This is a genomic window from Ruegeria sp. H4, from assembly GCF_056533065.1.
This window is the reverse complement of sequence record NZ_JBQFOC010000001.1, coordinates 1,496,857-1,508,862: the sequence shown is the minus strand read 5'-3', so window position 1 is coordinate 1,508,862 and position 12,006 is coordinate 1,496,857. Positions and strand designations below refer to the sequence as shown.

Here is a 12,006-nt window from a genome sequence, read left to right as displayed (position 1 = left end):
CGGGATTTTTGCTTGGAGATTATTGAGCGTCCTGATGACCCTGTCCCAATCGCAGATCACCCGGTTTCTGAAATCCGTCCATCCCTATGACGCGTTGGCCGAGGACGTGCTGGAAGATATTGCGCGCCGGGCGGACATTCAGGATGTGGACGCGGATGCGCAGCTTTATGATCTGGGGCACACCCTGCCCGGCGTGTTTCTAATCTACGAAGGGCTGGTTGAGATCACGGATGAAAACGGTGCCGTTGTCTCGCAACTCGGATTGCGCAATTCCTTCGGCGAACGGGGCTTGCTGCGCAATGGCAAAGCCGCGACACGTGCAACCGCGCAACGCGCATCCATCCTGATCATCCTGCCGCCCGATCTGGTACAGGATCTGGTCACCTCGCATGAGATCGTATCCCGGTTTTTCAACCGGACCCGTGGGGATCGTTCCGGCCCGCAGAGCCTGGCCACCAGTGCCATCGACGTTCTGATGGCCCGTGATCCCGCGACCTGCCTACCCGATACCCCCGTCCCCGAGGCCGCGCGCCTGATGCGCGACAAGAAGATTTCATCCCTTTGCGTGACAGATGCCGAGGCGTTGTTGGGGATCGCAACCCTGCGCGATATCTCAGGCAAATACGTGGCGGATGCACTGCCCCCGGACACTCCGATTTCGGAGATCATGACCTCAAACCCCATTACGCTTTCCCCCACGGATATCGGGTCTGATGTGCTGCATATCATGATGGAGCGTGGGATCGGTCATATTCCCATTTGTAATGCGGGTCAGTTGGTCGGAATTGTGACGCAAACCGACCTGACCCATTATCAAGCGGTGAGCTCGGCTGAGTTGGTGCGCAGAATTGCCCATGCCGGTTCCCCCGCTGAAATGGCAACCGTTACGGCCGAGATATCGCAATTGCTGGTCCAGCTTGTGGCCGCAGGAAACCGGCACGAGATCGTGACGCGTCTGATTACCGATATCGCTGATACCGCCACACGACGCTTGCTCGCGCTGGCCGAGGATAAGCTAGGCCCACCGCCTGTTCCCTATCTGTGGCTGGCCTGTGGCTCGCAAGGTCGGCAGGAACAGACAGGCGTATCCGATCAGGACAATTGCCTGATGCTGGACGACAGTGTCACCGACGACGACATGCCTTACTTTCAATCTCTGGCCAAATTCGTCTCGGACGGGTTGGATGTCTGCGGGTATTTCTATTGCCCCGGCGATATGATGGCGACCAATCCGCGCTGGTGTCAGCCTCTGCGGGTCTGGCGCGAGTATTTCAGCGGCTGGATCGCTAAACCCAACCCCGAGGCACAGATGCTGGCCTCGGTCATGTTTGACCTGCGCCCCATCGGCGGCACGTTTGAACTGTTTGCCGATCTTCAGGCGAACACGCTGAAAGCGGCCAGTTCGAATTCAATCTTTGTGGCCCATATGATTGCAAACTCGCTGAAGCATACTCCACCTTTGGGGCTGTTTCGCGGGTTTGCCACTGTTCGGTCAGGAGAACATCGCAACACATTGGACCTAAAGCATAATGGCGTGGTGCCTGTGGTTGATCTGGGCCGCATCTACGCCCTGCAAGGGCAGTTGACCGAAGCCAATACCCGAGCGCGACTGAAAGCGGCTGAGGCGGCAGGCGTGCTCAGCCCCTCGGGTGCACGGGACCTGCTGGATGCCTATGACCTGATCGCTGAAACCCGTCTGGAACATCAGGTTCGAAGGGTCAAATCAGGCGCGGGCCCGGACAATTACCTGCCCCCCTCGGACCTGTCAGATTTCGAACGCAGCCATCTACGCGACGCCTTTGTCGTGATTAAGACAATGCAATCTGCGGTTGGTCATGGCAAAGGGATGCTGGGTTAAGATCTGTTGACGCTCTGATAGAGCAAATGAATAAAAGAAAGGGCCGTCTGCGCCTTGAAAGTGGAGGAAACAGATGTTTCTGGAGTTGATCGGCACAATATTCGCAGGCTTCGCCTTTGCCGGGGTTGTGATGGTGCTGAACAAAGTCACCGGTGGTTTACTTCCTCGTTGGGCCACTCCTGTTGCCGCAGGTTTGGGGATGATCGGAATGACCATAGCCAGCGAGTATTCTTGGTACGACCGCACCCGCGACACGCTGCCTGACAGTCTGACCGTGATACAAGAGGTTGAAAGCCGTGCAATCTATCGCCCCTGGACCTATGCGGTGCCCTTTGTCGATCGCTTTGCCGCCATCGACACCGTCTCGCTGCGGACCAATGATCAGGTGCCGGATCAGCGTCTGATCGACCTCTATTTCTTTGGCCGCTGGGCTCCGCGTTCGATGGTTCCTATTGCGGTGGACTGCGCCCAGAACCGGCGCGCCAATCTGGCCGACGGGGCCGAATTTGGGGCTGACGGACAACTGGTAGATGCCGATTGGTTCACAGCCGGTAGCAGTGATCCAATCATTGAGGCCACCTGCGGAGTGTAATCATGCTGACCCGCCTCAGCCTTCGACTTAGGATTTTCCTGTTCTTCTGTTTGCTCGCCTTGGGCGGGCTCTTGGTGACTGCCTTGGCTTTGGGGCTCAGCTATACCCGCGCAGGCCAGCCAGAACTTCTGGATGCATTCGTTTTCTCTGGACTTCTGATTGGGTTTGGCCTGCTGGCACTGGTCGCAGGGATTTGGCTGCTGTTTGACGACAATATCGCAAAACCGATTGAGCGCATTTCGGCACAGCTTCGCGCCCGTGCCCATGCCGGCGTTAGCACGGACATGGATATGCAGGCCGCGCGCTACCTTGGCGATCTGGCCCCCGCAGCCGCGGGGCTTGCCGATCAATTGTCGGATAAGACGTTGAATATAGCCGAGGCTGTGGCGACCGAAACCGCTGCTTTGGCCACGGAAAAAGAACGCCTGACCGCTTTGCTCACCGAAGTTCCGGTGGCCATGTTGCTGGCAAGTCCGACGCACAAGATCGTTCTTTATGATGCGCAGGCGGCTGAAGTTCTGGCCCAGATTGCGCATCCGCGCCTGAATGCTTCTCTGTTTGAGTATCTCAAGCCAGACTCGTTGGAGGCCGCGTATAAACGCCTGACAAAAACCGGGCTGAATGTGGATTGCACCTTGCACAGCGTTGACGACAAGCAAAGCTATCAGGCGCGGATGAAACCCTTAGGTGATGCGCCGGGATATATGCTTATCTTCGACGATAGCGCGGCCCGCATTGCACCGGATTCGCCACGCCCGCTGGTCTATGATTTCGACCTGCTAACAAGCGCGGCTGAGGAAGCATTTGAAACCCGAAACCTGTCGGATTTGTGCTTTGTCGTATTCGATACGGAAACAACCGGCCTGCTGCCCCATAAGGATGAGATCGTTCAAATCGGCGCGGTGCGCGTCATCAAGGGCCGTATCGTTGCGGGCGAGCAACTGGATATGCTGGTCGATCCGGGCATTCCCATCCCTGCGGCTTCGACCAAGGTGCACAAGGTCAGCGACCACATGGTTCAGGGCGCGCCAGATATTGGTCAGGCGGGGCGGGTGTTCCATCAATTCGCACAGGATGCCGTGATCGTCGCCCATAACGCGCCGTTTGACATGGCTTTCCTGCGCCGTCATGCGCAACGAATGGAGGTGGAATGGAACCACCCGATTCTGGATACCGTGCTGATGTCCGCAGTTCTGTTTGGCGCCAGCGAGACGCACACGCTGGACGCCCTGTGTGAGAGGCTGGACATCACCATCCCCGAAGCTCTGCGCCATACGGCACTGGGGGATGCGGTGGCCACGGCGGATGCATTGGTGAAGATGCTGCCGATGCTCGAGGCCCGCGGTATGACCACCTTCGGCGCGGTCATAGCAGAGACCCGCAAACATGGGCGGTTGCTGGAAGATTTGAACTGAGTTCGAGGCAGCGCTCTAACACTCGGTTCTTTGGCGGGTGTACCTCTTTAGCACGCCCTACCGTCCGATTATGATATCGGCGCACAAGCCGCCCAATCGCTCGCTTTTGGCGAGCCGCAGAACCCCACCATGCGCCCGCGCCACATCCGCGACAATTGCCAAACCCAGCCCGACGCCGCTGCCTTGATTCTGGTTTCGGGCCGGATCAAGGCGAGAGAACGGCTTTACCGCCTCGGTACGCCGATCCGCCGGAATGCCCGGCCCGTCGTCTTCGACCCGAATTCGCAAGGATTTTGGGGTGATCGACAGGCTCACGTCGGCGCGGCTTCCATACCGCACCGCGTTGCTGATCAGATTTTCAACCGCTCGCCTTATGGCCATCGGTCGCAGCATGACGCTGCCCTGCCCGTCCACTTCGACCAATGCGGCCGCGTGGCCCGCCCGTTTGGCATCTTCAACGATCTGATGCACCAGGATTTCGACGTCGGCCTCTTCCGGCGCGCCTTCGGCTGCGCCGCGCGAGAAATCCAGAAAGGCATCCAACAGAGATTGCATCTCTGTCACGTCCTGCTGCATGGGAGCCGCCTCATCCTCTGGCAGCATTGACAGGCCCAGCTTAAGCCGGGTCAAAGGCGTTCGCAGGTCGTGACTGACACCGGACAGCATCATCGTTCGTTGTTCGATCTGCCGTTCGATCCGGGCGCGCATGTCCAGAAAGGCATTGCCTGCTGCGCGCACCTCAATCGCTCCGCCGGGCGTGTAGTCGACCACCCGCCCCCGCCCAAAGGCCTCGGCGGCTTTGGACAGCCGCGTGATCGGACGCAGCTGATTGCGCATATAAAGAAACGATATCGAAGTCATGACGATGGCGAAAAACACCATTGTCACGATCAACTGATGCGGTGCCGTGGGCGCAAGACGCCTGCGGTCGAACACAAGTTCCAATGTGCCCAATGGCGTGTCCATGTAGAGCCGCGCGTCCGGTCCGTTCGGTAAAGCCACCGCCTTAAGATCAGGCAGCAGTGCATACAAATCCGCCTCAATCTGCGGGGCGATGAAATCATACCAGCGCCCGGTGCCGATATCCGGCGCTTCGTTGATATCCAGGAACCGAACGCTCATCTCCAGCGCGGCCAGATCGGGGCGCACAGCAGCCAGCGCCTGTTGCTGGGTCTCAACGCCCTCCATCGCGCTGGTCACCAGAATGACCTCACGCGCTGCGGTGCGGACCATTTGCGCTGTTACATCTTCGAGATGCCGTTGTAGAAACGCATTTCCAACGACCAGCAGCAGGACGATCACCGGCAAAACCAGAATCAACGCCGCCCGGGCGTAAAGGCTGCGTGGCAGATAAGGTTTGAGCCATTGCGAAGACATGCGCTAAACCTAGCGGGCTGCCCGGGCAAGAGGAAGAGGACAGAATGCAGGCGCCAGATGATTTCGACCCACCCGTTGGGCTTGCGATGGAATTGCAACCCGGACTAAGGCGCATTCTGGCCCCCAACCCGTCGCCCATGACCTATCGTGGGACCAATACCTATCTGCTGGGCACACGGGATGTCGCAGTGATCGACCCGGGCCCTGCGTCCGAGGCACATCTGCAGGCGATTCTGGGCGCACTAGAGCCCCGTCAAAAGATCAGCCATATCTTCGTGACCCACAGCCATTTGGATCATTCACCGCTGGCTGCACCATTGGCATCCCGAACGGGCGCGCGGATCCACGCGTTTGGAGGACCGGAGGCCGGGCGCAGTACCGTGATGACTGAACTGGCGCAGAACGGTCTGGTCGGTGGCGGTGAAGGGATTGATCTGGAGTTTCGTCCGGATGTTGAAATCGCGGATGGTGAGTTGATCGAAGGCGACGATTGGCAACTTGAGGTGATCCATACACCAGGGCATCTGGGCAATCATATCGCGCTGGCCTGGGGTCAGACCTGCTTCACCGCCGATCATGTGATGGGTTGGGCCAGCTCACTGGTTTCTCCTCCGGATGGTGATTTGACGGATTTCATGGCCGCTTGTTACAGGCTGCAAGAGCGCGATTGGTCGGTGTTTCATGCCGGCCACGGCGCACCTATCACCGACCCTGCCGGACGGTTGATATGGCTGATTCAACACAGGCTCGGCCGTGAGACGCAAATCCTATCCGCGCTGGAAGATCAGCCCGGTACCGCCCGGCAATTGGCCCAGCGCATCTACACCGAAACGCCCAAAGCGCTGCTGTCCGCAGCAGAACGGAATGTCTTTGCCCATCTGGTTGATCTGGTTGGAAAATCCAAAGTAACGCACGCGGGAGCGCTATCGACCGAGGCCGTCTTTCAACGGCACGCATAGGCGCAAAAGTTTTTTCCCAAATCGAGCGCTTCCCCACTGGACGACAAAAATCGAGGTTGCTATACGGCGCGAACCGTTCCGGCGTAGCTCAGCGGTAGAGCAGTTGACTGTTAATCAATTGGTCGTAGGTTCGATCCCTACCGCCGGAGCCATTCTTCCTCAAATCCGCAGGATCAGTCGGTCAGGGCTGTTTCGAAATCGGCACGCAGGTTCCGTTTGAGCACTTTACCCGTGGCATTCAGGGGCAAAGCCTCAACAAAAACAACCTTGTCCGGGATTTGCCACTTGGCGATCTTGCCGTCGAAGAAAGCTAATAGCTCGTCTTCACTGGGCTCCTGCCCGTCGGCCTTGACCGCCACCAGCAAAGGCCGTTCATCCCATTTGGGATGCGGGACACCCACAACAGCAGCTGTGGCGAGCTTGGGATGAGCCACGGCGATGTTTTCCAGCTCGACCGAGCTGATCCATTCGCCGCCAGATTTTATGATGTCCTTGGACCTGTCCCTGATCGTCATGTAACCATCTGGGTCCAGTGTCGCCACATCTCCGGTGGCAAACCAGCCATCCTGTAACAGCGTCTGATCCTGCATTAGGAAGTAGCTGTCCAACACCCAAGGGCCACGAACCAGAAGATCGCCCTGGGTGACACCATCATGCGGCAATTCCTTGCCATCATCGTCGACGATTTTCAGCTCGACCCCGTAAGGCGGTCGCCCCTGGCTTTCGCGCAGCTTATGTTGTTGGTCGATCGGCAGATCGCGGTGCTTGGCCATCGGAGTATTGGCTGTGCCCAGCGGGCTCATCTCGCTCATGCCCCAGGCGTGAACCGTATCGACACCGTAAGTGTCGCGGAAGGTTTCGATCATCGACGGCGGACAGGCCGCGCCGCCAATCACGGTGCGTTCCAGACTGGTCAATTCGCTACCGGATTGAGCCGCCTGCGCCAGCAATCCCTGCCAGATCGTGGGGACTCCCATGGCCAATGTCACGCCATAGGTGTCGATCAGCTTGACCAGAGACGCGCCATCCAAGCCCGGCCCAGGCAGGACCATTCTGGATCCCGACATCGCGCAGGCATAAGGCGAACCCCAAGCATTGACATGGAACATCGGCACAACCGGCATCACCACATCCATGGCGGAATAGCCGATCACGTCCCGCGTGTTCGACCCAAAGCTATGCAGCACAGTCGACCGGTGCGAATACAGAACCCCCTTTGGGTTGCCGGTGGTGCCCGAGGTATAGCAAAGACTGGACGCTGTGTTTTCGTCAAAGCTGGGCCAGGCATAGCCTGCATCGCCGGTTTCGATCAGTTCGTCATAGAAGGCGACCCCATCGATCTGGGCCAGCGCCTCGTCATTGCGCGGCCCCATCAGGACAAAATGACGAACTTCGGTCAACGATGGCTTTAGCGCAGCAACCAATGGAATGAAGGTGGCATCAAAGAACAGAACCCGGTCTTGCGCGTGGTTGATGATATAGGTCAGCTGTTCGGGAAACAGGCGCGGATTGACCGTGTGACACACATATCCAGCGCCCGAAGTTCCATAGTAAATTTCAAGATGGCGGCGGTTGTTCCAAGCCAGCGTTCCGATGCGGTCCTGCGGCTCTAGCCCCAGCTTGCCCAGCGCCGAGGCCAGTTTACGCGCATTGGTGGCCACCTCAGACCAACTGGTCTGCGTTACCGTTCCATCCGTTTCGACCGAGTGTATCTCGGTCTGGCCGTGATAGCGTTCGGCGTGTTCGATAAGCGACGAGATCAGCAAAGGCTGCGTCATCATCTGTCCCAGCATGGACATCCTCCCCATTTCTCGGCTTGGCCCCGTGCGGCCAATGCCGTGTCATCGACACCTAGGGGCAATGCCCCACGGGTCAATTCCATTCTCCTCAGACGGAACCCTGCCAAGCATTTAATTGTCTGACAATATCAGAATGCAGCCTGCCCTAAGGGCAAGCCACTGGTTTTTGCGTTAATCTCGGTGTTTTAACGCGTAAGCAACCAGCGCCGCAGTCGAGCCATCCTTGCCTTCTGCGCTTACCTCACCACCCACGATGGGACCCAGTGAGGTTGCCAGTTCTTTGCCCAGCTCAACGCCCCATTGATCGAAAGAGTTAATACCCAGAAGGACGCCTTCGACAAAGACACGATGTTCATAGAGCGCGATGATCTGGCCCAGCACAAACGGGGTCAGTTTCGGGTAGATCAAGGTGGTCGACGGCCGATTGCCCGCAAACACGCGATGGCGGGCCTGGCGATCCAGCTCATCCCCCTCAAAACCCTTTTCGGCCATTCGTGCGCGGGCTTCCTCCAGCGACCGGCCACGCATTAGCGCCTCGGACTGGGCCAGGCAATTGGCCAGCAACAGCCGGTGATGATGGGCCAGTTCTGGTTCATGCCCCTCGGCCCCCACCATGAACTCACAGGGGATGACATCCGTGCCCTGATGGATCAGCTGGTAGAACGCGTGCTGACCATTGGTGCCGGGTTCGCCCCAGACAACCGGGCCCGATGGTAAGGTCAGAGACGCGCCATCCATCGCCACGGATTTCCCGTTCGACTCCATCTCAAGCTGTTGGAAATAGGCTGGAAGGCGCAGCAGGCGCTGATCATAGGGCAGAACGGCGCGGCTGGCATAGTCCAGTACCTGACGATGCCAAATGCCGACAAGGGCCAGCATGACAGGCATGTTCTCGGCCCAATCAGCCGATTGGAAATGCAAGTCCATCGCCTGCCCACCGCGCAAGAACGCGTCAAACGCGTTCGAGCCCACCGCGATCATCACCGGCAGACCCACCGGCCCCCAGACCGAATAGCGCCCACCGACCCAATCGGCGAAACCAAAGACACGGTCCGCCGGGATGCCAAATTCTTGGGTCTTGTCCAAAGCACTGGACACGGCTGCGAATTGTTTTGCAGGGTCGCCGCCGCCATCACTCATCCATGCCCGCGCGGTGCGAGCGTTGGTCATGGTCTCGATGGTCGTAAAGGTTTTGGACGCTACGATGATCAAGGTCCGCGTCGGATCAAGCTGCTTCAGCGTGTCCGCGATATGTGCCCCATCGACATTCGAGACATAGTGGACCCGCGGCCCGTCATGATAGGGTGACAGCGCATAGGTCGCCATCACAGGCCCCAGATCGGACCCACCGATACCGATATTCACCACATCCGTGAAGCTGCCGCCTACCCCCGCTATAGCCCCTCCGCGAATTTCTTCGGCAAAGACACGCATGCGCTGCAAGGTTGCCAGCACATCAGGCATGACGTCCTGCCCATCGACCTGCACAGCATCGCCATCCAGATTGCGCAACGCCGTGTGAAGAACAGCGCGCCCCTCGGTTTCGTTGATCTTCTCACCCGCAAACATGGCAGCACGCCGATCGGCCAGGTTAGCCTCGTCGCACAGACGGATCAGGCCGTCGCGCATATCAGCGTCGATCCGGGTCTTCGAATAATCAAAGACCATATCGCCCGTAGAGGCCGAGAAGTTTTGTGCCCTGTCCACGTCAGCCGCAAACAAATCCACGATGCGGTCGGTCTGCGCAGCGGCCAGCGCTTTGAGATTGTTCAGGTCCATCACACTCACTCCGCCCAATGTACCGTCATACCACTCAGCACGGCAGCGATTGGCGCCTCTTCCGGTGGAAGCGCCATAGCACGCTCCAATGCGTCACGCTTGGCTGCCCCAAAAATGATCAGGTGTTTGGACAAGGCCCCGTCCAGAGCCGGCCCCGTCAGTGTAATACGCGGCTCAGGCTGAACCTGCGTGCGGGCCACGGCGAGCGTAGGAGCATGACTGTCGAGGGCCGCCTGCAACCCCTCCATCCCTGGAAACAGCGATGCCGTGTGCATGTCTTCTCCCATGCCCAAAACCAGAACCGACAGTGGCAGAACCGGTGCGATCAGAGATTCAATTTCTGGCAATGCATCCTCGGGATCAGCTCCTGGGACATAGAGCGGGACGTATGTTGCTCCTGAGGCACGATTGGTCAGCAATCGCTGGCGGATCAGGCGTTCATTCGAACGCTCGCTGTCGGCCGGAACACAGCGTTCATCAGTGGGCATGACCCGCACGCGATCCCATTCCAGATCAGCCGCGCAAAGAACATCGAACACCGGGCCCGGAGTCGTCCCCCCCGGAACCGCCAGCGCGATGGTTTCATTGTGCAACAACGCAGCCTCAAGCTCTCCGGCCAGCATATTGGCAACATCGATGGCGAGCATGTCCCGATCGGCATAATCCTGAATTCTCATGGCTTTATTCCTTGCCAGCGGCGACCGTCACGTTTCATCAGCAGCTCGGCGTCGCCGGGGCCTGTGCTGCCGCTGTCATAGGGTTTAGGCACATCACCGCGCGCCTGCCAGCCGGCAATGACCGGATCGGTCCAGGCCCAGGCGGCCTCGACCTCATCACCGCGCATGAACAGGGTCTGGTTGCCACGGATCACGTCCATCACCAGGCGTTCATAGGCGTCGGGTGGGTCCTGGTTTTCAGGTCCCAGCGCATCTGCAAAACTCATATCCAGCGGCACGTCGATCAGGCGCATACCGCCCGGCCCCGGTTCCTTGATCGTCACCTTCAGCGTGATGCCTTCGTTCGGCTGCAACCGGATAGACAAGGCATTTGCGTGCCGACCCGCAGCCTCACCAAAGATCGAATGCGGCGCATCCTTGAACTGCACATTGATGACCGAGGATCGCGCGACCAGCCGTTTGCCCGTGCGCAGATAAAACGGAGTGCCAGCCCACCGCCAATTGCTGACATGCGCTTTCAAAGCCACATAGCTTTCAGTGGTCGAACGGGGATTGTCCACCACCTCACGATAGCCCGGCTCTCCCTCGCCCGTTGCAAATTGGCCCCGCACGATGTGATGCGGTTCGACCGGATCAAGCGCGCGAATGACCTTCAGCTTTTCATCGCGCACCGCATCGGGGTCGAACTTGGCTGGCGGTTCCATGGCGATCAGGCAGAGCAACTGCATCAGGTGATTCTGCACCATATCCCGCATCGCACCTGCGCGTTCGTAATAATCCTCGCGCCCATCCACACCGACCGTTTCGGCAACGGTGATCTGGATGTGATCGACATACTGGCTGTTCCACAGAGGCTCGAACAGCATATTGCCAAAGCGCACGGCCATCAGGTTCTGGACTGTTTCTTTACCCAGATAGTGATCGATCCGGTAGATTTGACCCTCGTCAAAATGTGCCGCCAGGGTTGAATTCAGACCGCGCGCACTTTCGAGATCATGGCCAAACGGTTTCTCGACGACGATCCGCGTCTGGTCTGAAACCATGCCATGAGATCTGATCTGATCGGCCAATGGTCCAAAAAGGCGCGGACCAACCGAGAAATAGAAAGCCCGAATACGATCCTTGGTCAGCCGTGCAGCCAAGTCTGACCACCCATCCCCCGACATTGCGTCCAGCACGACATAATCAATCCGGTGAAGGAAGCGATCCAGCGCCTCGGTATTCTCGGCGCACCCAGGCGCGCCACGCCGTAGCGAGTCCGCCACAATCTGTCGGAACGCATCGGCTGTCAGGTCGGATCGCGCCGCACCAATGATCTGTGTATCTTCCGGCCATTGGCCTGCACAAAACCGGCGAAACAAGGCTGGCAAAATCTTGCGCTGCGCCAAATCGCCGGTGCCGCCGAAAATGACCAGATCAAATGGGTCAACAGGTATGACACGAGAAACCATGGCTTGTCCTTATCCTGCCCCCATCGACATGTCCAATGTTAGCGCAATCATTTTCGAACCTTTTGGCAGGAAAACTCTCATTCATCAAAACTCTGTCAG

At 58.5% G+C, this 12,006-nt stretch carries 9 protein-coding genes and 1 tRNA gene; 5 read left to right on the top strand and 5 right to left on the bottom strand.

Features of this window, described 5'->3' with window-relative positions; translation table 11 throughout:
* Positions 1-34: 34 nt before the first annotated feature.
* The 3 genes from ACR0KG_RS07660 to ACR0KG_RS07650 all read left to right on the top strand — a co-directional run bounded on the left by ACR0KG_RS07660 (position 35) and on the right by ACR0KG_RS07650 (position 3,865).
* Positions 35-1,858 carry a DUF294 nucleotidyltransferase-like domain-containing protein gene (locus ACR0KG_RS07660; RefSeq protein ID WP_480826907.1) on the top strand — a complete coding sequence of 608 codons (1,824 nt, stop codon included), beginning with the start codon at positions 35-37 and terminating at the stop codon, positions 1,856-1,858.
* A 73-nt stretch (positions 1,859-1,931) separates the two neighbouring features.
* Entirely contained in the window at positions 1,932-2,450 is a 519-nt protein-coding gene (locus tag ACR0KG_RS07655) for a hypothetical protein (protein WP_480826906.1), read from the top strand.
* Positions 2,451-2,452: 2 nt separating this feature from the next.
* Positions 2,453-3,865 (top strand): 3'-5' exonuclease, encoded by a 1,413-nt coding sequence (locus ACR0KG_RS07650; protein ID WP_480826905.1) that lies wholly within the window; start codon positions 2,453-2,455, stop codon positions 3,863-3,865.
* Between the two features lie 57 nt (positions 3,866-3,922).
* On the opposite strand, the gene ACR0KG_RS07645 is transcribed toward ACR0KG_RS07650, so the two are convergent.
* On the bottom strand, positions 3,923-5,242 hold the full coding sequence (locus ACR0KG_RS07645) for an ATP-binding protein (protein ID WP_480826904.1): 1,320 nt from the start codon (positions 5,240-5,242) through the stop codon (positions 3,923-3,925).
* A gap of 44 nt (positions 5,243-5,286) precedes the next feature.
* On the opposite strand from ACR0KG_RS07645, the gene ACR0KG_RS07640 reads away from it, so the two are divergent.
* The gene (locus tag ACR0KG_RS07640) at positions 5,287-6,201 is read left to right on the top strand and encodes an MBL fold metallo-hydrolase (RefSeq protein ID WP_480826903.1); all 915 of its coding nucleotides are present in this window, start codon (positions 5,287-5,289) and stop codon (positions 6,199-6,201) included.
* A gap of 77 nt (positions 6,202-6,278) precedes the next feature.
* Positions 6,279-6,353 (top strand) — tRNA-Asn (locus ACR0KG_RS07635).
* Between the two features lie 21 nt (positions 6,354-6,374).
* Here ACR0KG_RS07635 and ACR0KG_RS07630 read toward each other — a convergent pair.
* The 4 genes from ACR0KG_RS07630 to zwf form a co-directional block, all read right to left on the bottom strand.
* A complete protein-coding gene (locus tag ACR0KG_RS07630; RefSeq protein ID WP_480547124.1) occupies positions 6,375-7,994 on the bottom strand; it encodes a long-chain-fatty-acid--CoA ligase in 1,620 nt (539 codons plus the stop codon).
* Between the two features lie 177 nt (positions 7,995-8,171).
* Complete coding sequence (pgi, locus tag ACR0KG_RS07625) at positions 8,172-9,779, bottom strand: glucose-6-phosphate isomerase (RefSeq protein ID WP_480826902.1); 1,608 nt, start codon at positions 9,777-9,779, stop codon at positions 8,172-8,174.
* A 5-nt stretch (positions 9,780-9,784) separates the two neighbouring features.
* On the bottom strand, positions 9,785-10,456 hold the full coding sequence (gene pgl / locus ACR0KG_RS07620) for a 6-phosphogluconolactonase (protein ID WP_480826901.1): 672 nt from the start codon (positions 10,454-10,456) through the stop codon (positions 9,785-9,787).
* The gene (zwf, locus tag ACR0KG_RS07615; protein WP_480826900.1) at positions 10,453-11,907 is read right to left on the bottom strand and encodes a glucose-6-phosphate dehydrogenase; all 1,455 of its coding nucleotides are present in this window, start codon (positions 11,905-11,907) and stop codon (positions 10,453-10,455) included. The genes pgl and zwf overlap by 4 nt, the downstream gene beginning before the upstream one ends.
* Positions 11,908-12,006: the final 99 nt, after the last annotated feature.